At 68.8% G+C, this 20,003-nt stretch carries 16 protein-coding genes; 10 read left to right on the top strand and 6 right to left on the bottom strand.

Annotation, left to right across the window (positions count from 1 at the left end):
* The first annotated feature begins 15 nt into the window (after positions 1-15).
* Positions 16-5,148: a DUF4011 domain-containing protein gene (locus tag RCF34_RS06000; protein ID WP_308707325.1), complete on the top strand. Its 5,133-nt coding sequence runs from the start codon at positions 16-18 to the stop codon at positions 5,146-5,148.
* Between the two features lie 109 nt (positions 5,149-5,257).
* Here the strand turns inward: RCF34_RS06000 and RCF34_RS06005 are convergent, their stop codons facing one another.
* A complete protein-coding gene (locus RCF34_RS06005) occupies positions 5,258-6,613 on the bottom strand; it encodes an OprD family porin (RefSeq protein ID WP_374941163.1) in 1,356 nt (451 codons plus the stop codon).
* A 154-nt stretch (positions 6,614-6,767) separates the two neighbouring features.
* Between RCF34_RS06005 and RCF34_RS06010 the strand changes: the two genes are divergently transcribed.
* The gene (locus tag RCF34_RS06010) at positions 6,768-7,706 is read left to right on the top strand and encodes a DNA/RNA non-specific endonuclease (protein ID WP_308707327.1); all 939 of its coding nucleotides are present in this window, start codon (positions 6,768-6,770) and stop codon (positions 7,704-7,706) included.
* On the opposite strand, the gene RCF34_RS06015 is transcribed toward RCF34_RS06010, so the two are convergent.
* Complete coding sequence (locus RCF34_RS06015; protein WP_308707328.1) at positions 7,703-8,884, bottom strand: MFS transporter; 1,182 nt, start codon at positions 8,882-8,884, stop codon at positions 7,703-7,705. The genes RCF34_RS06010 and RCF34_RS06015 overlap by 4 nt on opposite strands.
* 94 nt (positions 8,885-8,978) lie before the next feature.
* Between RCF34_RS06015 and RCF34_RS06020 the strand changes: the two genes are divergently transcribed.
* Positions 8,979-9,536, top strand: a complete 558-nt coding sequence (locus tag RCF34_RS06020; RefSeq protein WP_308707329.1) for a TetR/AcrR family transcriptional regulator — start codon at positions 8,979-8,981, stop codon at positions 9,534-9,536.
* Positions 9,537-9,630: 94 nt separating this feature from the next.
* Here RCF34_RS06020 and RCF34_RS06025 read toward each other — a convergent pair whose 3' ends face one another.
* Positions 9,631-10,638, bottom strand: a complete 1,008-nt coding sequence (locus RCF34_RS06025; protein ID WP_308707330.1) for a hypothetical protein — start codon at positions 10,636-10,638, stop codon at positions 9,631-9,633.
* A gap of 125 nt (positions 10,639-10,763) precedes the next feature.
* Positions 10,764-12,110 (bottom strand): Nramp family divalent metal transporter, encoded by a 1,347-nt coding sequence (locus RCF34_RS06030; protein ID WP_308707331.1) that lies wholly within the window; start codon positions 12,108-12,110, stop codon positions 10,764-10,766.
* Between the two features lie 217 nt (positions 12,111-12,327).
* On the opposite strand from RCF34_RS06030, the gene mntR reads away from it, so the two are divergent.
* Together mntR and RCF34_RS06040 are read left to right on the top strand one after the other, a co-directional pair.
* On the top strand, positions 12,328-12,777 hold the full coding sequence (gene mntR, locus RCF34_RS06035) for a manganese-binding transcriptional regulator MntR (RefSeq protein ID WP_308707332.1): 450 nt from the start codon (positions 12,328-12,330) through the stop codon (positions 12,775-12,777).
* A 100-nt stretch (positions 12,778-12,877) separates the two neighbouring features.
* The gene (locus RCF34_RS06040; protein ID WP_308707333.1) at positions 12,878-14,191 is read left to right on the top strand and encodes a PAS domain-containing methyl-accepting chemotaxis protein; all 1,314 of its coding nucleotides are present in this window, start codon (positions 12,878-12,880) and stop codon (positions 14,189-14,191) included.
* On the opposite strand, the gene RCF34_RS06045 is transcribed toward RCF34_RS06040, so the two are convergent.
* Together RCF34_RS06045 and RCF34_RS06050 are read right to left on the bottom strand one after the other, a co-directional pair.
* The gene (locus RCF34_RS06045; protein WP_308707334.1) at positions 14,188-15,342 is read right to left on the bottom strand and encodes an MFS transporter; all 1,155 of its coding nucleotides are present in this window, start codon (positions 15,340-15,342) and stop codon (positions 14,188-14,190) included. The two genes, RCF34_RS06040 and RCF34_RS06045, sit on opposite strands and share 4 nt — an antisense overlap.
* Positions 15,342-15,875 carry an N-acetyltransferase family protein gene (locus RCF34_RS06050; protein WP_308707335.1) on the bottom strand — a complete coding sequence of 178 codons (534 nt, stop codon included), beginning with the start codon at positions 15,873-15,875 and terminating at the stop codon, positions 15,342-15,344. Before RCF34_RS06050 ends, RCF34_RS06045 begins: the two co-directional genes overlap by 1 nt.
* Before the next feature lie 65 nt (positions 15,876-15,940).
* Here RCF34_RS06050 and RCF34_RS06055 point away from each other — a divergent pair, with 65 nt between their 5' ends.
* From RCF34_RS06055 to chrA, 5 genes are all read left to right on the top strand, one after another.
* A complete protein-coding gene (locus tag RCF34_RS06055; protein WP_308707336.1) occupies positions 15,941-16,864 on the top strand; it encodes a LysR family transcriptional regulator in 924 nt (307 codons plus the stop codon).
* Between the two features lie 69 nt (positions 16,865-16,933).
* Entirely contained in the window at positions 16,934-17,257 is a 324-nt protein-coding gene (locus RCF34_RS06060; protein ID WP_280305967.1) for a helix-turn-helix transcriptional regulator, read from the top strand.
* Between the two features lie 84 nt (positions 17,258-17,341).
* Complete coding sequence (arsB, locus tag RCF34_RS06065; RefSeq protein ID WP_308707531.1) at positions 17,342-18,388, top strand: ACR3 family arsenite efflux transporter; 1,047 nt, start codon at positions 17,342-17,344, stop codon at positions 18,386-18,388.
* Positions 18,385-18,810 carry an arsenate reductase (glutaredoxin) gene (gene arsC / locus RCF34_RS06070; RefSeq protein WP_308707337.1) on the top strand — a complete coding sequence of 142 codons (426 nt, stop codon included), beginning with the start codon at positions 18,385-18,387 and terminating at the stop codon, positions 18,808-18,810. The genes arsB and arsC overlap by 4 nt, the downstream gene beginning before the upstream one ends.
* A gap of 10 nt (positions 18,811-18,820) precedes the next feature.
* Complete coding sequence (gene chrA / locus RCF34_RS06075) at positions 18,821-19,996, top strand: chromate efflux transporter (protein ID WP_308707338.1); 1,176 nt, start codon at positions 18,821-18,823, stop codon at positions 19,994-19,996.
* Positions 19,997-20,003 lie beyond the last annotated feature (7 nt).

The raw sequence follows: 20,003 nt of genomic DNA on the forward strand, positions 1-20,003 counted from the left end.
CAAGGGTGGTAGGCGATGAGCGTGGATGTCGAACTGGTGCTGGCCGGCAAGATCGGCTTCGCGGCGCACCAGAACGCGGTGCCCGTGCTGCGCGAATTGCGCCTCACCCACAGCGGCCGGGAATCCCTCGCCGACCTCAGCCTGACGGTCACGGCCGAGCCGGCCTTCGTGGTCCCGCGCACCTGGCACCTGGAGCGCCTGGATCCCCAGGGCACCCTCCATCTCGATGATCGCGACCTCGAATTCGACGCCGCCCTGCTCGGCAGCCTGCAGGAGAGCCTGGTCGCCCAGCTGACCTTCACGGTGCGCCAGGGCGAGACGATCCTGCAGACGCGGCGCTATCCGGTCGAATTGCTGGCGCGCAACCAGTGGGGCGGCGTGGACAGCATGCCCGAGCTGGCGGCGGCCTTCGTCATGCCCAACGATCCGGCGGTGGATCGCCTGCTGGGCGCGGCCGCCGAGGTACTGCGGCGCGCCGGCAAGTCCACCGCGCTGGACGGGTACGAGAGCGGCTCGCGGCGGCGCGTCTGGGAGCTGGGCTCGGCGCTCTGGTCGGCGCTGTGCGGCCTGCAGCTGACCTATGCGGTGCCGCCGGCCAGTTTCGAGCGCCAGGGCCAGAAGATCCGCACCCCGGGCGCCATCCTCGACGGCGGCCTGGCCACCTGCCTGGATCTCGCCCTGCTCGCCTGCGCGGCGCTGGAACAGGCCGGCCTCAATCCGCTGCTGGTCATCACCCGCGGCCATGCCTTCGCCGGGGTCTGGCTGCAGCCCCAGGAGTTCGCCCAGCTGCTCACCGACGACGCCGAGCCGGTGCGCAAGCGGGTGGCGCTCAAGGACCTGCTGGTCTTCGAGACCACCCAGGCCACCGCCTCGCCGCCGCCGTCCTTCAGCCAGGCCATGCAACTGGCCGAGCGGCAGCTGGACGACGAGACCTTCGTACTGGCGCTGGACGTTCGTCGTGCCCGCCTGCAGCGCATTCGCCCGCTGGCGGTGCCCGGCCAGCCTGCCACCCCCTTGGACGGTCTGCTGCTGCCAGGCGAAGCCCTGGAAGAAGCCCCGCCGCTGCCGGCCTTCGACGTGGACATCGAAACGGCACCGACCACCCCGGTCGGGCGCCTGGCGCTGTGGCAGCGCAAGCTGCTCGATCTCACCACCCGCAATCGCCTGCTGCATGTGCCGGACAATGCCCGCAGCGTGCCCCTGCTCTGCCCCGAGCCGGCAGCGCTGGAGGATCGCCTGGCCGAGGGCCGGGCGCTGCGCCTGGTGCCGCTGCCGGATCTGGCGGTGAGCGGGCGCGACGCCGTGCTGCACGAGGCCCGCGAACACGAGAATCTCGACGACGAATACGCCCGCGGCGCCCTGGCCCGCGGCGAGGTGGTCGCCCCCCTGGATGCGACCAGGCTGGACGCGGCCCTGGTGGAACTCTATCGACGTGCCCGCAGCGATCTCGACGAGGGCGGCGCCAACACCCTCTACCTGGCGCTGGGGTTCCTGCGCTGGAAAAAGGCCGCCGACGATCCCAAGCACTACCGCGCGCCGCTGATCCTGCTGCCGGTGCGCCTGGAACGGCAGAGCGCCGCCAGCGGCATCACCCTGCATCTGTTCGAGGACGAACCGCGCTTCAACCTCACCCTGCTGGAATTGCTGCGCCACGATTTCGACCTGGACATTCCCGGGCTCGATGGCCCGCTGCCCGGCGATGGCAACGGCATCGACGTGGACGGGATCTGGACCAAGGTCCGCCGCGCCGTGCGCGACCTGCCCGGCTTCGAGGTCAGCAGCGAGTTGCTGCTCGGCCAGTTTTCCTTCGCCAAGTACCTGATGTGGAAGGACCTCACCGAGCGCAGCGACCAACTGATGGAAAGCCCGCTGGTGCGGCACCTGCTGGAGCGCACCACGGAATCCGGCGCCTACCTCAGCGGCGGCAGCTTTCCCCGCGAGCGCGAGCTGGATCGCCAGGTGACCCCGGCCGAACTCTTCACCCCGCTGCCGGCGGATTCCTCGCAACTGGCGGCGGTGCTGGCCTCGGCCAGCGGCCAGGATTTCGTCCTCGACGGCCCGCCCGGCACCGGCAAGTCCCAGACCATCGCCAACATGATCGCCCACAACCTGGCGCTCGGCCGGCGGGTACTGTTCGTCGCCGAGAAACGCGCGGCCCTGGACGTGGTCTATCGCCGCCTGGAGGCCCAGGGACTCGGCGAGTTCTGCCTGGAACTGCATTCGAGCAAGGCCTCCAAGGCCGAGGTGCTCAAGCAGCTGGAGCGCGCCTGGGACACCCGCGACGGCCTCGACGAAGAGGAATGGCTGGCCGAGGCCGCCGAAGTGGAACGCCTGCGCGATCGCCTCAATTCGGTGGTCGAGCGCCTGCACCGGCGCTGGCCCAACGGCCTGACGCTGCAGCAGAGCATCGGTCGCGTCCTGCGCGACGCCGCCCCCGATACCCCGCGTCTGGCCTGGCCCAACGCCGACGCCCATGACACCGAGGGCCTGGCCGAGTTGCGCAGCGCCGTGCGGCGCCTGGCGCTGCATGCCGAGACCGGCCGCAGCCTGGCGGTCGATTTCGCCCTCCTGCCGGCCCACCCCTGGTCCAACGCCTGGCAGGATGCCCTGGTCAGCGCCGCCGAACGGCTGCGCGACACCCAGCAGGGGCTACAGCAGGCGCGGCAACGCTTGCGCGACGTCCTCGGCCTGCCGCTGGCCGACCAGGTCGCGCCCCGGCGCCTGCTGGAGTTCGCCGAGCTGCTGCAGAGCGCCGCCGGCCAGGACCTCGCCTTCGCTTTCGGGCCTGGCGCCGCCGAGCGTCAGCGCCAGCTGGGACGCGCCCTGGAGTTGCTGCGTGACTACCAGATGCTGGAGCGCGAGCTGTCGGTGCCCTATGCCGCCGAAGCCTGTCGCCGCGTCGCCCTGACCCAGCTGGAAACCGCCTGGGACGCCGCCGGGCAGCGCTTCTGGATCTTCGCCAGCCGCGCCCAGCGCCAGGTCACCCAGGATCTCGCCCGCCAGGGCGAAACCCAGGGCCAGCCCGATGTGGCCGCCGACCTGCCGCGGCTGCGCCGCCAGCGCACCCTGCTCACCGAACTGGACGAGTTGGCGCCCACCCTTGGCAGCATCACCGGCTGGCAGGGCGTCACCAGCGACCTCGACGCCCTGCTCGTTCGCCGCAGCCTGGCGGAAAGGCTGAGCGCGGCGCTGCCGACCCTGGCGGAAACCCCCGAACAGCTGCTGGCCCTGCGCCAGGCGGCAGCGCGCCGGTTGCAGCATCCCGAGGACCAGCCGGTGGACACCACCCTGGCCCCGGCCAGCGGTGCCTTCGCCGAGGCCCTCGACGCGGCCGAAGCCGCCCGCCAGGCATTCGCCGCGCAGGCGGGATTGGCCGGTGACACCGCCGCCGCCGAGCTGGTGCGTACCGCTGCCGCGCTGCTGCGGCAACCCGGTCGACTCAAGGCCTGGTGCGACTGGCAGCGCGTCCGCGAAGAGGCCGACGCCCTCGGCCTGGCACCGCTGATCGCCCGCGCCACGGCCGCCTCGGCCGAGGCTCTGACGACCCTGTTCGAGACCGCCTATGCCCGCTGGTTCGCCGCCACCGCTTTGGACGCCGAGCCGCTGCTGCGCGATTTCGTCCCGGCCGAGCACGAGAGCGATATCCAGGCTTATCGCCGGCTGGACGATCGCCTGCAGACCCTTGCCGTGCGCCATATCCGCGCCCTGCTCTGCCACGGACTGCCACCGAAGAACGACGCGGCGCGCCAGGGCGGCGGCTTCGCCGTGCTCAAGCACGAACTGCAGAAGCAGCGGCGGCACAAGCCACTGCGCCAGCTGGCCCTGGAAATGGGCGACGCCCTGGCGCGGCTGGCGCCCTGCATGCTGATGAGTCCGCTGTCCATCGCCCAGTACCTGCCCCCGGACGGCGGCCTGTTCGACCTGGTGATCTTCGACGAAGCCTCGCAGATCGCCCCCTGGGACGCGGTGGGCGCCATCGCCCGCGGCGTGCAGGTGGTGATCGCCGGCGATCCCCGGCAGATGCCGCCGACGCGCTTCTTCGATCGCGCCGCCGGCGAGGACGACACCGCCGAGGACCTGGAAAGCATCCTCGACGAATGCCTGGGTGCCGGCATCTACAGCCACAGTCTCAACTGGCACTACCGCAGTCGCCACGAGAGCCTGATCGCCTTCTCCAACCATCACTACTACGACGGCAAGCTGATCACCTTCCCTGCCCCGGAGATCCGCCCGAGCGCGGTGGAATGGCGGCGAGTGGACGGCGTCTACGCCAAGGGCAAGGGTCGCCACAACGCCCTCGAAGCCCAGGCCATGGTCGCCGAGGCGGTCAAGCGCCTGCTCGATCCGGCCTTCGCCGGTCTCAGCCTGGGCATCATCACCCTCAACAGCGAACAGCAGCGCCTGGTCACCGACCTGCTCGACCGCGCGCGCCAGCAGCACCCGGAGATCGAGGCGCACTTCGCCGAAGACCTGGCCGAGCCGGTGGTGGTGAAGAACCTGGAAACGGTGCAGGGCGACGAGCGCGACCTGATCATGCTCGGCATCGGCTTCGGTCCCACCGAGCCCGGTGCCAATACGATGTCGATGAACTTCGGTCCGTTGAACAAGGACGGTGGCTGGCGCCGCCTCAACGTCGCCGTGACCCGGGCGCGGCGAGAGATGCTGGTGTTCTCCTCCTTCGATCCGGGGCTGATCGACCTCAATCGCACCAATGCCCGCGCGGTGCGCGATCTCAAGCTGTTCCTGGAATTCGCCCAGCGCGGTCCCCAGGCCCTGGCCGCCGCGGTCAAGGGGTCGCTGGGTGGACACGATTCGCCCTTCGAGGAAGCCGTGGCCCAGGCATTGCAGGCCAAGGGCTGGCAGGTGGTGCCGCAGATCGGCGTGTCGCGCTTCCGTATCGACCTGGGCATCGTCCATCCCGACCGGCCGGGCGACTACCTGGTGGGCATCGAATGCGATGGCGCCACCTACCACAGCGCCGCCACCGCCCGCGACCGCGACAAGACCCGCAGCGCCATCCTCCAGGGTCTGGGCTGGACGCTCCTGCGCGTCTGGTCCACCGAATGGTGGATCGACCGCGCGGGGGCGACCGAGCGGTTGCACGGGGAGATCGAGCGGCTGCTGGAAGAATCGCGAGCGAAGGGTTGAGCGTGAGGGGTGTTGGGCTTCGCGGCGCTCAGCGCCAACCTACGGCGGTTTGCCTGATGCCGTAGGTTGGGCTGAGGCAGCTCCATCGCCGAAGCCCAACTCAGCGGTATCAGAGAATATTCAGCGGATACTCGGTGATCAGCCGGGTCTCGGCCACGGTGCCGCCGGTGCTCTGGCTGCCGGAATGCCAGGCCTGGCGCAGGCGGAAGCTCAGGTCCTTGGCCGGGCCGTTCTGCAGCACGTACTTGGCCTCCAGATCGGTCTCGTGTTCCTTGTCGCCGTCGCCATAGAGCCCGGCGTAGGCCGAATCGGCGGCCACGTGGCTGCCGTCGATGCCGCTGCCGCGGGTATGCCGCACCATCAGGCTCAGCCCCGGCACGCCGTGGCTTTCCAGGTCCAGGTCATAACGCGCCTGCCAGCTACGCTCGCCCGGGCCGTTGAAGTCGGAGAACTGCATCGAGTTGCCGAGCAGGATGGAGTCACCGAAGGAGCCCGGCAGCGGCGCGCCGAAGACCGCGTAGTCGAAGGGCTGGTCGCCATGGATACGCTGGTGGATCAGGGTGAAGGTGTGGGCGCCGGTCTGGAAGGCGGCGGCCAGTGAGCCGGCGGTGTTGGCGATGCTGCCGGCCTTGGCGCTGCCGGCGTCCAGGGTGCGGTAGAGGTTGGCGTCGAAGGTCAGACTCTGCTCGGCGGCCAGTGGCACCACGTAGTTGAGGTTGCCGTAATACTGGTCCCAGACGTCCTCGAAGTGCCCGGCATAGAGCGAGGCGCTGAAGTGATCGCTGAACTTGTAGACGCCCCCGGCGTAGCTGGCCGAAGCCGCCTCGACACCGGCATAGCCGGCGAAGATGCCGCCGTCCGAGCCGGTGGTGCGCGGCGCCGTGGCGGCGGTGAAGTGTCCGCCTTCGAGCATCAGGTGATCGACCTCCTGGCTCACCAGGCTCCAGCCACGGGCGGTCTGGGGGAACAGCCAGTTACCGCCTGCCGCCAGCACCGGTGCCGTGGGTTGCTGGTCACCGTACTTGAGCACTGTGTTGGAGACGCGCAGCTTGACCGCCGCCCCGCCCTTGCTGAATTCGCTGCGCTGGCTGCCGTCGCCGTCCACCGGCATGTTCGGGGTGTTGGCGTGGCCATCGCCGCCATCCAGCTTGAGACCCAGATAGCCATAGGCATCCACACCCACGCCCACGGTGCCCTGGGTGAAGCCGGAGGTGTAGTTGAGCAGGAAGGCCTGGGTCCAGCTGCGCGGATCGCGGCTGTTGCGCGCTTCAGCGCCATGGCCGTCGCCTTCGTTCTGGCGCAGGTAGTAGTAGTTGCGCAGCAACAGGGTCAGGTCACCGTCTTCGACGAAGCCCTTGGCAGCGGACTGCTGACTGGCCAGGGCGGCGCCGCTGAGGAGCAGGCCGGGCACGCCGAGCAGCCAGGCACGCCGACGGGCAAGGGGGGAAAACAGCGATAGCTTCATGGGCGGTTCACTCACGGATCTCCGGTGGGAATCGTTAGGTCGCGAACGAGTTTGCCAGCTAGCGCCGGTGCATACCACTTCGCTGACCGTCGTCATCGTCCGGTAACCTCCCTGTGCTGCGCTGGCGGTTCGCCCCTTTCGCCAGAGATCCGCCATGTCCAGCCAGCCCTTTGCCGTCGATCTCGCCTATCGCCCGCGCCTCGCCGATCTGCGTCCCCTGTCGCCGGCGCAACCCGCCGGTCTGAGAGGTGCCGAGCCGCGCATCACCCCCGCCGCCAGCCTGGCCGATCGCCAGGGTTACCAGGCCGACTTCCTGGGCGACTTCCAGGTCCTCTGGCCCCGTCCGAGCGCGGCCCTGGCCGCCGACGTCTATCCACTGCCCGCCTCCGGCGATCGCCTGGACTACACCCACTTCTCGGTCACGCTCTCGCGCAGCCGGCGGATGGCGCTCTGGGTCGGGGTCAATATCGACGGCGGCCAGCACCGGGACGTACCGCGTAGCCGCGACGCCTGGGCGTACGACGGGCGAGTACCACTGGAAGCCCAGCTTGGCGAGGCGCTCTATGCCGACAATCTGCTCGACCGTGGCCACCTGGTGCGTCGCCAGGATCCCAACTGGGGCCCCGCCGCCGCCCAGGCCAACAAAGACACCTTCCACTTCACCAATTGCGCGCCGCAGATGGCTGCCTTCAACCAGCGGACCTGGCTGGAACTGGAAGACCATCTCCTCGACAACACCCAGCGCTGGCAGGCACGCATCACGGTCTTCAGCGGTCCGGTCCTGCGCCCGGACGACCGGATCTATCGCGACGCCCAGATTCCCGAGGCCTTCTGGAAGGTGGTGGCTTACCTGGGTGACGACGGCAAGCCCTCCGCCAGTGCCTACCTCATCGACCAGCGCCGCGAACTGGACGCGCTGTCCATCGCCTTCGGCCGCCTGCGCACCTACCAGTGCAGCGTCTTGCGCATCGAGCAACTGACCGGCATCGACTGCGGGCCTCTGGCCGACTACGACGGCTTTTCCAATGAAGAACGCGCCACTGGCACGCCCGTCGAGCGGGCCCTTGCCGGCCCGGCCGACATCCTGCTCTAGCCCGGCTGCACGCTGGGGCGCGGCAGGCTGTTGCGCACCCCCAGCGCCGCCAGCAGGATCACCCCGCCCAGATAGAGTTCGGCGGCGCCGGTCAGGCCCAGCCGCGGCACCAGGGCGCTGACCGCCAGGGCGGGCAGGCAGAAGGCCAGGTAGCTCAGAACATAGAAGGCGGCCAGCAGGCCGGCGCGCTGTGCCGGTTCGGCCAGGGGCAGCAGGCTGCGGGTGGCGCCGAGAAAGCCGCTGCCGAAGCCGACGCCGGTCACCAGGGTGCCCAGGGCGAAGAGGCCCAGCTGACCGCTGGCCACCGCCAGCCAGAGCACCGCCGGACCGGCCACCAGGGTGCTCGCTCCCAGGCGCAGCAGATGCGCCGCCGGCCAACGGCGCAAGCCATGCAGACAGGCCGCACCGGTGAGCGTGAGGCCGGCCACCACCACCCCGCCGACCAGGATCGACGTCGTACCGGTCGCCGCCTTGACCAGCCCCGGCATCAACGACAGATAGAAGCCGCCCACCGCCCAGACCGCCAGCTCCAGCGGCAATACCCGGCAGAGCATGGCGCGGGCCTGGGGCGGCACCGCCAGCTGGGGACGCAAGGCGGCGAGCAGGCCCGGCCGGCGCGGTACGCTGTCGGGTAGGCGCAGCAGTGCCAGGCCTTGCAGCACGAAAAGCAGCAGGAACAGCCGATAGACCAGTTGCAGTGGCGCCGGCGCGAATTCCACCAGCAGGCCGCAGCCCAGCGCGCCGACCGCCATGCCGAGCAGTGGCGTCAGGCTGTTCAACCAGGGACCGCGCTCGGCATCCACGTCGAGCAGTGCCGCACCCAGGGCACTGGTGGCGATCCCGGTCGCCAGGCCCTGCAGCGCGCGGGCAAGGACCAGATCCGCCAGACCGTGGGCCTGGTGGAACAGCAGCATGGAACCCGCTTCCAGCACCAGCGCCGCCAGGATCACCGGCCGCCGCCCCAGGTGATCGGACAACCGCCCGCCCACCAGCAACGCTGCCAGCAGGGCGAAGGCATAGACGGCGAAGACCCAGGTCAGCCAGAAGGTGGAAAAGCCCCAGGCCTGCTGGTAGCTGGCGTACAGCGGCGTCGGCGCGCTGGAGGCTGCGAGGAAGGTCAGCAGTACCGAGCCCAGCAGCATCAGGCGTGCAGAGGAAGAGCCGTTCAGGGAAGACATGCCATACCTTAACGCTAAATAATTGCGTTAGAGCCTGAACCCTTGCCGCAGCAAAAGCAATGCGTTTGCGTTAAGGGCCGGGTATCCTGTCACCATGACCACCAAGCAAGCCCGCCCCGGCGGCCGCAGTGCCCGCGTCCAGCAAGCCATCCATGAGGCCGTCCTGGCGCTCCTGCGGGAGCAGCCCCGGGAAGCCCTCACCGTCCCCTTGATCGCCGCGCGCGCCGGGGTCACGCCCTCGACCCTCTATCGCCGCTGGGGCAATCTGCCCAGCCTGCTGGCCGACGTCGACTTGCAACGCCTGCGCCCGGACCAGCCGCCGGAGGATACCGGCAGCCTGAGAGGCGATCTCGAACGCTGGCTGGAGCACTATGTCGACGACCTCGCCTCCACCCCCGGCCAGGCCATGCTCAGGGATGCCCTGGCAGCCACCGATCCGGGTTGCGCGGTGCGCTGCACCGAACCGACCCGGGAACGCCTGGAGCTGCTGCTCGAGCGCGCCCACCGGCGTGGCGAGCCGGCGCCGACCCTGGACGCCCTGCTCGACGGCCTGGTGGCCCCGCTGGTCTATCGCACCCTGTTCGGCGCCGAGCGCCCGGATATGCCGCTGTGCCTGAGCCTGCTCACCCGGGCACTGCGGCCGGGCGAGTAGCGAAAACCGCCAGCCCGGAAACGACGATGCCCGAACCTCTTCAGGTCCGGGCATCATCCAGCGGCAGGGCCCCAGGGCCCACCAGGGGTCGCGTTTAGCCAGCGACCACCTTGTTGACGGGCTGGGTACGACGACCCAGGGCACCGCCGATGGCCCCGACGATACCGCCCACCACCAGGCTGATCAGCAGCACCCAGCTGGCCTGGGAAACCTTGCGGGCAGCCACGTCAGCGGCTTCGCGGGCCTTCTGCTCGGCCTGCGCCTTGAGCTCCTGGTACTTGGCGTAGGCCTGTTGATAGGTCTGCTGGGACTTGTCGACGATGGCATTGGCCTCGGCGTCGCTCTTGCCGGTACGGGCCTTGATCAGGTTGACCAGGGCCTGGCGATCGGCGGCGTTCCAGGCCTGGTCGCCACGGGCCTTGAGACGGTCCAGCAGCGCGGTCAGCTGGTCATCGGTCTGCTGCGGATTGTTGGCGCTGTTCTGGGCGGTGTTCTTGGCATCCTGTTCGGCGCCCTGAGCCTGCTGCTGCAGATTCTCCGGCTGCAGTTCGGTCTTGCCGGTCTGCCGCAGCGCGGTTTCCAGTTCGTTCTGCAGATCGCCCAGGTCGAGCTGGATACCCTGCTGGCGCAGCTGATCCTGAACCTGATTGGTCAGCGCCGGTGCGGCCTGGGACAGGCCGCTGCCGATCATCGACAGGCCACTGCCCGCCACGTTGAGGCCGGTCCGCACCACACCGCTCACCGCGCTGGAGACCAGATAGACGCTCACCAGCGTCACGCTGGCCCACACCAGGATGCCGTGCAGGGCGCCTTCGCGTTGGGCCAGGCGACCGGCGATCCAGGCGCCGACGAAGACCGAGACCACGGCGCTGACGCCGACCCAGATGCCGGTGCCCTTGCCCAGGCCGTCCAGCGGATTGGCTTCCTGTTGCGGATCGATGGAGGCGGTGCCGATGGCAGTGCCCAACAGGCTGAGCAGCAAGGAGACGGTCAGGGCGATGACCACGCCCGCGATGATCGAGCTCCAGGAAATGCGCTTGAGCAGGGGAGCGGTGGCCGTGGTGGCCGCGTAGGCAGGCGTCTGGCGGGTGTCATAGGACATGGCGGGTGCTCCGGAACGATCATGGGAAGAACTTATTGTGGTAACGGGTGGATACCCTCGCGCTTTCACAAGTTCCCAAACCTTCGATCCAGAGCCCCGAGACGTTATCAGACCTCAATTGTCGGCTATCCCATCAGGGTATCGGCCAGCAGCTTCACATTGAGCACCACGATCAGCCCGGCGATCGCCCAGGCCAGAACCTTCGTCAGCCGACCGATCACGAAGGACCCCATCAGCTGGCGATCCGAAACGAAGCGCACCAGCGGGATCACCGCGAAGGGCAGCTGCATGGACAGCACCACCTGGCTCAGCACCAGCAGCTTGGCCGTACCGCTCTCGCCATAGAGACCGGTCACCACCACCACCGGGATGACGGCGATGCCGCGGGTGATCAGGCGCCGCGCCCAGTCGGGAATGCGCAGCGAGAGAAAGCCCTCCATGACGATCTGCCCGGCCAGGGTCGCGGTGACGGTGGAGTTGATGCCCGAGGCCAGCAGGGCGACCGCGAACAGCAGCGAGGCGATGCCGACGCCCAGCATCGGTGACAGCAGGTGATAGGCGTCCTGGATCTCGGCCACGTCGGTACGGCCCGCGCTGTGGAACACCGCCGCGGCGGTGATCAGGATGGCGGCGTTGACGAACAGCGCCAGCATCAGCGCCAGGGTGCTGTCGGCCACCGCCCAGCGCAGGCCCATGCGCCGCCCTTCCTCGGTGCGCGGATAGGCGCGGGTCTGCACGATGGACGAATGCAGATAGAGGTTATGGGGCATCACGGTGGCGCCGATGATGCCGATGGCCAGGTACAGCGCGGCCGGATTGGTGATGACTTCCGCCTTGGGCAGGAAGCCGTCCGCGATCGCGGCGATTGACGGCTGGGCCAGCACCATCTGCACGCCGAAGCAGACGAAGATCAGCGTCAACAGGGCGATGACGAAGGCTTCCAGCCAGCGAAAGCCGCGGTTCATCAACAGCAGGATGAGAAAGACGTCGAGCGCCGTGAGGATCGCGCCCCACATCAGGGGAATGCCGAACAGCAGATTGAGGGCGATGGCCGTGCCGATCACCTCGGCCAGATCGCAGGCGATGATCGCGATCTCGCAGGCGAGCCACAGCAGTAGGCTGACCGGACGCGAATAACGCGCGCGGCAGGCCTGGGCGAGATCCAGCCCGGTGGCGATGCCCAGGCGCGCGGCCAGGGCCTGCAGCAGGATGGCCATGAGGTTGGAGAGCAGGATTACCGACAGCAGCAGGTAGCCGAATTGCGATCCGCCCGCGAGGTCCGTGGCCCAGTTGCCCGGGTCCATGTAGCCCACCGAGACCATGTAGCCCGGGCCGACGAAGGCCAGCAGCCGGCGCAGCCAGCTGCCGCCTTCGGGCACCGGAATACTGGCGTTCATCCGCCCGAGGCTGGGCCGGGCGGACGACGAAGGCTCCTGCCAGGCAGGCTCGACGTAGCTGGCGGATTCTTTCATGGCTGACTCGTTCGGCAAGGTAGGACTACCCTTTGGAGAATTTAGCCTAGGCTAAAATTCACACATCCAGCAATAAAAAATCTCTATCTCATCCGTCGATAACGCCCAGTGGCGAAGGAATCTTTGGTATTCGCCCGCAACTCGGTCAAAATGGCGCCCGAGCGCTTCCCTCCGAAGCGCCCCAGCTCTTGCGGAGAAGGTCATTCAGGTGGGCAACATGACAAAGGACGACGAACTGCTGAATCGGTTGGTCGATCCATCCATTCACATGGAAGGTTTTCAACAGGTCCGCGAAGCCCACCGTCAGGAGCTGATCGAAGACTATGTCGAGCTCATTTCCGATCTCATCCGGGACGGGGGTGAAGCGCGCCAGGTGGACATCGCCGCGCGCATCGGCGTGGCCCAGCCGACCGTGGCCAAGATGCTCAAGCGCCTGGCCGCCGCCGGCCTGATCTTGCAGCGTCCCTATCGCGGCGTCTTCCTCACCCCCGAGGGCGAAGCCCTGGCCGAAGCCAGTCGCGCGCGCCATCATGTGGTGGAGACCTTCCTGCTGACCCTGGGCGTGGACGCCGATACCGCGCGGCGCGATGCCGAAGGCATGGAACACCATGTCAGCGAGGCCACCCTGGAAGTCTTCCGGCGCTTCATCGCCAGCCGTCAGGCGTAGGCTACGGCTTTAGTCGGAAGTCGCCGCCTCTCCCCCTTCAGAAAATCCCGGCACCGTCGAAGTAGTGGAAGTCATACTTTCACTCCTCTCGGTGCCTGCCATGTTCAATCGCCCTCTCAAGACCGAACTCGCCCAACTACGGGCCGAGGTCGCCGAACTGCGTCAGCTGCACGCTGGCTTCGAAAGCCAGGCGCTCAGTCTTACCGTGGATGACCGCGGCAACATCGAGCGCGTCAACGAGCGCTTCTGCCGCGAGATGGGCTACCGCGCCGAGAACGTGGTAGGGCGTCCCCTGGACGCCTTCATTCCGGAATACGTCAAACAACTGCCCTGCTATCGCGACCTCAAAAGCGCGCTCAGCCAAGGTACCCAGACCAGCGGCATGTACCGCCTGCTGCGGGCCAACGGCCAGGAAGCCTGGCTCTATGCGACCTGGCAGCCGCTGCGCGACGCCGATGGCCGCATCCACAAGACCATCTGCTACGGCAACGACCGTACCGAACAGGTTGAGACCTCCACCGAGCACTCCGGCCTGATCAACGCCCTGCTGCGCTCCACCGCGGTCATCGAATTCAACCTGGGCGGCGAGGTGCTTACCGCCAACGACCGCTTCCTGCAGGGCATGGGCTATTCGCTCAGGCAGATCCAGGGCAAGCACCACCGCATGTTCTGCACCAGCGAAGAGAGTCACTCCGCCGACTACCAGGCGTTCTGGGCGCGGTTGAATCGGGGGGAATTCATCGCCAGCCGCTTCAAGCGCGTCGACAGCCATGGCCGTACCGTCTGGCTGGAAGCCTCCTACAACCCGGTGCTCAACACCCGTGGCGAGCTGTACAAGGTGGTGAAGTTCGCCACCGTGATCACCGAGCAGGTAGAGCAGGAACAGGCAGTAGCCGAGGCAGCCAGGGTGGCTTTCGATATCTCCCAGCAGACCGACGAGAGCGCCCGTCAGGGTGCCGAGGTGGTGCAGGACACCGTCTCGGTGATGCGCAAGATCGCCGAGGAGCTGCAGGTCGCCTCCAACGGCATCGAGGCCCTGGGCGAGCAGTCGCTGGTGATCAGTACCATCGTCAAGACCATCAGCGGCATCGCCGAGCAGACCAACCTGCTGGCGCTCAACGCCGCCATCGAAGCGGCACGGGCCGGTGAACAGGGGCGGGGCTTCGCCGTGGTGGCCGACGAGGTCCGCCAACTCGCCGGCCGGACCAGCAAGGCCACCGAGGAGATCGTCGGCGTGGTGCAGCAGAACCAGCAACTGGCGCAGACCGCCGTGGCCAACATGGCGGCGAGCAAGCACCAGGCGGAACAGGGCCTGCAACTGGCCAACGCCGCCGGTACCCGCATCACCGAGATCCAGGACGGCGCCCAGCGCGTGGTGGGTGCGGTGGGTCAGTTCGCCCGCCGCCTGAACTAGCCCGCGGACCGGCGCCCGAGCAGCCCCAGCGCCGCCAGGGTCACGCCCAGGCTGACCAGCAGGCACAGGCCGAGCAGGCCTCGGTCGCCCCAACTCTCCCGCGCCAGGGCATAGCACGAGGGCGCGGCCGCCGAGAGCAGGAAGCTCGGCGCCAGCAGCTTGCCGGTCAGGCGCGCATAGAGCGCCCGATCGAACAACTCCAGCGGCAGGCTGGCCCGCAGCACCGCCACCAGGCCGTTGAGGGCGCCATAGAGAAAGACGAAGCCGGCGGTGAGGCCCATATGACCTTCGCTGGCCAGCGCCAGGGCGAAACTCAGCGGCAGGCCGAGGCCCAGCAACAGATTGAGCTGACGCGCCGAAAGCCGCTGACCGGAAGCCAGCTCCGCCAGCCGCGCGCAGACCTGGCCGATCCCCCACAGCGCCGCCACCCCCACCGGCACCCCACGCTCGGCCAGCAGCGCCGGCAGATGGGCCGACAACCCCGCCGAAAGAAAGCCGATCAGCGCCATCCCGGTGGCGAACAGCACGCCAGCGAGGCGAGGCGAGCCGCCCGCGGCGGCGGGCGGCAGCTCGGCGCTAGGCAAGCGCCCACGCACATTGGGCAGCGGCACGAGCAACAGCAAGCCGGCCAGGGCGATGCCGGCATAGACCACCAGCCCCAGGCGCCAGTCCAGCAGTTCCAGCAGCCAATGCCCCAGCGGCCAGAACACCGCCGAGGCCAGCCCACCAAGCAGGGTGATGCGCACCATCACCGTCCGCGACCGCTCGCCGGCCAGGCGCGCCAGGGTGGCGAAGGCGGCGTCGTACAGCGACAGGCGCATGCCCACACCCAGGGTCACCCAGGCCAGGTAGAACAGCGGCGCCGACTGGGCCGCTGCCAGGCCCAGGCAACCGAGGGCATCGAGCACCAGGCCCAGTTGCAGGGTGCGACAGCCGCCCAGGCGTTCGATCACCGCGCCGCTGAAGGGCGAGACCAGGCCCATGGTCAGCATCGCCAGGGAAAAGCCGCCATAGACCCAGCGTGCATCCCAACCCAGCCCCGCGGCTATGGCCGGGCCATAGACCCCCGGCAGATAGAAGGCCAGGCCCCAGGCCAGCAACTGCATCAACCCCAGTTGCCAGATGGCGCGATCGCTCGGCATCGGCGTCATCAGCGCGTACCCGGGGTCCGCTCGCCCTCGCCCAGGCTGCGCTGCATCAGGACCGTGTCCACCCAGCGCCCATGCTTGAAACCCACCGCCTCGAAGGTGCCGACGGTGCGAAAGCCCAGTCGCTGGTGCAGGGCGATGGAGCCCCGGTTGGCGCTGTCGCCGATCACCGCCACCAGCTGGCGAAAGCCCGCCGCCGTGCAGGCCGCGACGACCTCCTCCAGCAGCCGGCGACCGATACCCTGGCCGCCCAGGCCGTCGCGCACGTACACCGAGTCCTCCGCGGTATGGCGATAGGCCGGTCGCGGGCGATAGAGCACCGCATAGGCATAGCCCACCACCTCGCCGTCCCGCTCGGCCACCCGGTAAGGCAGCCCGGCCTGGCGTACCGCCGCCAGCCGGCGCTCCAGCTCGGCCAGGTCCGGCGGCTCCAGCTCGAAGCTGGCGCAGCCGTGCAGGACATGCGGGGCATAGATGGCCTGGATGGCCGGCAGATCGGCGTGGGTGGCATCGCGCAACTGCAGAGCGGTGTTCACGGGAGAGGTCCATTCGTAGGGTCGATGAAGCGATCATGCCGGGACGGCCAGCCAAAGATGAAGCTATGCTCGGTTATCACCGGTATAAGCGAAACCTTGGCATGGCCGACCTCAACCTCAATCAGTTGCAGACCTTCGTCCAAGTCGTCGCCACCGGCAGCTTTTCCGCCGCAGCCGATCGCCTGGGGCTGAGCCAGCCGGCGGTCAGCCTGCAGATCCGCCAGCTGGAGCGGCGCCTGGGCCTCAAGCTGCTGGAGCGCCTGGGGCGCGGCCTCAAGCCCACCGCGGCGGGCCGTCTGCTGCTGGACCACGCCGCGCATATCCAGACGGCGGTGGACCAGGCCCTGCAGGCACTGGCCAGCCATGGCGAGACGGTCAGCGGACGGGTCGCCATCGGCACTGGCGCCACCGCCTGCATCCATCTCCTGCCGCCGCTGCTGGGCCAGTTGCGTCAGCGTTTTCCGCAGCTGGATGTGCGAGTCAGCACTGGCAACACCCTGGACGTCTTGCGGGCGGTGGAAGACAACCGCCTCGACCTGGGCCTGGTCACCCTGCCCGCCAGTGGCCGCAACCTGCAGGTGGAGCCCCTGCTGGAGGATGCCTTCGTCGCCCTGCTCCCGCCTGCCAGTTCGTTACCGACAGGTGCGCTGGCCCCGGCGGAACTGGCCGAGGCGCCGCTGCTGGCCTTCGAGACCGGCAGCAGCACCCGGTTGCTGATCGACGACTGGTTTCGCCGCGCCGGCCAGGCCAGCCGGCCGGTGATGGAGCTGGGCAGTATCGAGGCGCTCAAGGAACTGGTGGCCGCCGGACTCGGCTACAGCCTGGTGCCCGGCATCGCCGTGGCCACCGAGCATCATCGCCACGGCCTGCGAGTGCAGCCGCTGGCACCGCCCCTGACGCGCACCCTGGCCCTGGTGCTGCGCCGCGACAAACCCCTGAGCCGCCCGCTGCAGCAGGTGCTGGAAGCGCTCCGGCGGTTGCGTCGCTGATCAGGGCTCGACCAGGCAGCCACCACGCCTTATGATTCAATTATTCAACGATCATTGAATTATCGAATCATGCAGGAAGAACTCGCCGTATCCGCCCTCGCCGCCCTGGCCCATGCCCAGCGTCTGAGGGTCTTCCGCGCCCTGGTGGTCGCCGGCACGGCCGGCCTCATGCCCAGCCAGTTGGCCGACCAGCTCGAGGTGGCTCGCAGCAATCTCTCCTTCCATCTCAAGGAACTGGCCAACGCCGGTCTCGTCACGGTGGAGTCCCAGGGACGCAACCTGATCTATCGGGCGGCCTACGAGCACATGAATGCCCTGCTCGGCTATCTGACCGAGCACTGTTGCGCCGGCGGCGACTGCGTGGTCAGCGAATCGCCGCGCTGTGCCTGCTGATCCGCCGACCCGCGCCCATCCACCGATCACCCGACCAGGCCCGCCATGCACAATCCCCACGCCTGCCCACCGGCAGCAGCCGCCATGAACACCTTCGAGCGTTACCTCAGCCTCTGGGTGGCGCTCTGCATCCTCGCCGGCATCGCCCTCGGCCAGCTGGCACCGGGCCTGTTCCGCTTCATCGGCCGGATCGAGCTGGCCCAGGTCAATCTGCCGGTCGGCCTGCTGATCTGGGTGATGATCGTGCCGATGCTGCTCAAGGTGGATTTCAGCGCCCTCGGCCAGGTCCGCCAGCACTGGCGCGGGATCGGCGTCACCCTATTCGTCAACTGGGCGGTCAAGCCCTTCTCCATGGCGCTGCTCGCCTGGCTGTTCATTCGGGAGCTCTTCGCGCCCTGGCTGCCGACGGAGCAGCTGGACAGCTACATCGCCGGTCTCATCCTGCTGGCGGCGGCGCCCTGCACGGCCATGGTCTTCGTCTGGAGTCGACTCACCCAGGGCGATCCGCTGTTCACCCTGTCCCAGGTCGCGCTGAACGACACCCTCATGGTGTTCGCCTTCGCGCCTATCGTCGGTCTGTTGCTGGGGCTGTCGTCGATCGCCGTGCCCTGGGCCACCCTGCTGCTCTCGGTGATCCTCTACCTGGTGCTGCCGGTGATCCTCGCCCAGCTCTGGCGGCGGGCGCTGCTGCGCCAGGGCCAGGCCGCCTTCGACAGCACGCTGGCCCGCCTGGGGCCCTTCTCGATGGGCGCCCTGCTGGCCACCCTGGTGCTGCTGTTCGCCTTCCAGGGCGAGGCGATCCTGGCGCAGCCGCTGGTGATCGCCCTGCTGGCCGTGCCCATCCTGCTCCAGGTGCTGTTCAATTCGGCCCTGGCCTACTGGCTCAATCGCCTGGTGGGAGAGAGCCACAGCGTGGCCTGTCCGTCGGCGTTGATCGGCGCCAGCAACTTCTTCGAACTGGCGGTGGCCGCCGCCATCAGCCTGTTCGGCTTCCACTCGGGCGCCGCCCTGGCTACCGTGGTGGGGGTCCTTATCGAGGTACCGCTGATGCTGCTGGTCGTGCGCCTGGTGAACGGCTCGCGTGGCTGGTACGAACGGGGTGCCCCTTCCCGCCGTCGAGACCGTCCATGAGCAACGCCGTCACGATCTACCACAACCCCGCCTGCGGCACCTCGCGCAACGTGCTGGGCCTGATTCGCAACAGCGGCGTCGAGCCGGCGGTCATCCACTACCTGGAGACACCGCCCGACCGGGCGCAGCTGGAGCGGCTGATCGCCGACCTGGGCATGCCGGTGCGCGAGCTGCTGCGCCACAAGGGCACGCCCTACGCCGAACTGGGCCTGGACGATCCGCAACTGGATGACGCGGCCCTGATCACCGCCATGCTGCAGCACCCTATCCTGATCAATCGACCCATCGTGGTGACCCCCTTGGGTACCCGGCTCTGCCGCCCCTCGGAACGGGTGCTGGAGATCCTGCCCGAGCCGCAGCGCGGCCCCTTCGTCAAGGAAGACGGCGAGGTGGTGGCTCCTTCTGCGACGCCGCGCGGCTGATCGGGCCGCCATGCGCGACATTGCCCGCGGTCAGGAAAGCGCCTGGCAGGTCTTCCTGATCTTCCTGCGCCTGGGCTGCACCAGCTTTGGCGGCCCCATCGCCCACCTGGGCTACTTCCGCCAGGCCTTCGTCAAACGTCTCCAATGGCTGGATGAGGGCGCCTACGCCGAGCTGGTCGCGCTCTGCCAGCTCCTGCCCGGTCCGACCAGCAGCCAGGTCGGCATGGCCCTGGGCCTGGGCCGCGCCGGTGGCTGGGGCCTGCTGGCGGCCTGGCTCGGTTTCACCCTGCCCTCCGCCCTGCTGCTGGTCCTGTTCGCCCTGAGCCTCGCCCACGCGCCGGGATTGGCCGACTCGGGCGCGGTGCATGGCCTCGAGGTCTTTGCCGTGGCGGCGGTGGCCCAGGCGGTCTGGAGCATGGGCCGCACCCTGTGCCCGGATGCCCCGCGCCGCGTCCTGGCGCTGGTCGCCGCCGGCCTGGCGCTCTGGCTGCCCGGTTCGGCGGGGCAACTGCTGGGGCTTGGCCTGGCCGCCCTGGTCGGTCGCCTGGCGCTGGCGCCGGCCGCCACACCGCCGGCCCTGGGCCTGCGAACCGGACTCTCCCGGCGGCTGGGGGGTGGCGCGCTGCTGCTGTTCCTGCTGCCGCTGCTGCTGTTGCCCGCCTGGGGCAACCTGGCCGAGGGTGTCTATCGCGCGGGTGCCCTGGTCTTTGGCGGCGGCCATGTGGTGCTGCCGCTGCTGCAGGCGGTGGTAGTGCCCGGCGGCCTGGTCAGCGATGGCCAGGTCATGGCCGGCTACGGCCTGGCCCAGGCGGTACCGGGCCCGTTGTTCACCTTCGCCGCCTACCTGGGCACCCTGGTGCCCTCGGCCCTGCCCGCCTGGCTCAATGGCCTGCTCTGGACCCTGCTGATCTTTCTGCCCGGCGCGCTCATCCTGCTCGCCGCCCTGCCCTTCTGGCAGGCCCTGCGCCAGCACCCCGGTTGGCAGCGCGCCTTGACCGGGCTCAACGCCGGCGTGGTCGGCCTGCTGCTGGCGGCCCTCTACGATCCGGTCTGGACGGGGGCCATCCAAAGCCTGCTGGACGTCGCTCTGGCGGCGCTTGCCCTGCTGCTGCTCTTGAGCACCCGCTGGTCGCCCGCCCTGGTCGCGCTATTGGTCGTCTTGACCGCGTGGTTGTTGAACTTTTAGCGCACTA

It is taken from the genome of Pseudomonas sp. 102515 (assembly GCF_031085165.1).
In the GTDB taxonomy this organism is placed as follows: Bacteria; Pseudomonadota; Gammaproteobacteria; order Pseudomonadales; family Pseudomonadaceae; genus Chryseomonas.

What these genes read in the sequence shown, in the direction of transcription:
- RCF34_RS06040 (WP_308707333.1), top strand. Translation starts at nt 12,878, where the DNA reads ATGTTCAATCGCCCTCTCAAGACCGAACTCGCCCAACTACGGGCCGAG.
- RCF34_RS06020 (WP_308707329.1), top strand. Translation starts at nt 8,979, where the DNA reads ATGACCACCAAGCAAGCCCGCCCCGGCGGCCGCAGTGCCCGCGTCCAG.
- RCF34_RS06060 (WP_280305967.1), top strand. Translation starts at nt 16,934, where the DNA reads ATGCAGGAAGAACTCGCCGTATCCGCCCTCGCCGCCCTGGCCCATGCC.
- RCF34_RS06030 (WP_308707331.1), bottom strand. Translation starts at nt 12,110, where the DNA reads ATGAAAGAATCCGCCAGCTACGTCGAGCCTGCCTGGCAGGAGCCTTCG.
- RCF34_RS06015 (WP_308707328.1), bottom strand. Translation starts at nt 8,884, where the DNA reads ATGTCTTCCCTGAACGGCTCTTCCTCTGCACGCCTGATGCTGCTGGGC.
- arsC (WP_308707337.1), top strand. Translation starts at nt 18,385, where the DNA reads ATGAGCAACGCCGTCACGATCTACCACAACCCCGCCTGCGGCACCTCG.
- RCF34_RS06025 (WP_308707330.1), bottom strand. Translation starts at nt 10,638, where the DNA reads ATGTCCTATGACACCCGCCAGACGCCTGCCTACGCGGCCACCACGGCC.
- RCF34_RS06045 (WP_308707334.1), bottom strand. Translation starts at nt 15,342, where the DNA reads ATGACGCCGATGCCGAGCGATCGCGCCATCTGGCAACTGGGGTTGATG.
- chrA (WP_308707338.1), top strand. Translation starts at nt 18,821, where the DNA reads ATGCGCGACATTGCCCGCGGTCAGGAAAGCGCCTGGCAGGTCTTCCTG.
- RCF34_RS06000 (WP_308707325.1), top strand. Translation starts at nt 16, where the DNA reads ATGAGCGTGGATGTCGAACTGGTGCTGGCCGGCAAGATCGGCTTCGCG.
- RCF34_RS06055 (WP_308707336.1), top strand. Translation starts at nt 15,941, where the DNA reads ATGCTCGGTTATCACCGGTATAAGCGAAACCTTGGCATGGCCGACCTC.
- mntR (WP_308707332.1), top strand. Translation starts at nt 12,328, where the DNA reads ATGACAAAGGACGACGAACTGCTGAATCGGTTGGTCGATCCATCCATT.
- arsB (WP_308707531.1), top strand. Translation starts at nt 17,342, where the DNA reads ATGAACACCTTCGAGCGTTACCTCAGCCTCTGGGTGGCGCTCTGCATC.
- RCF34_RS06005 (WP_374941163.1), bottom strand. Translation starts at nt 6,613, where the DNA reads ATGAAGCTATCGCTGTTTTCCCCCCTTGCCCGTCGGCGTGCCTGGCTG.
- RCF34_RS06010 (WP_308707327.1), top strand. Translation starts at nt 6,768, where the DNA reads ATGTCCAGCCAGCCCTTTGCCGTCGATCTCGCCTATCGCCCGCGCCTC.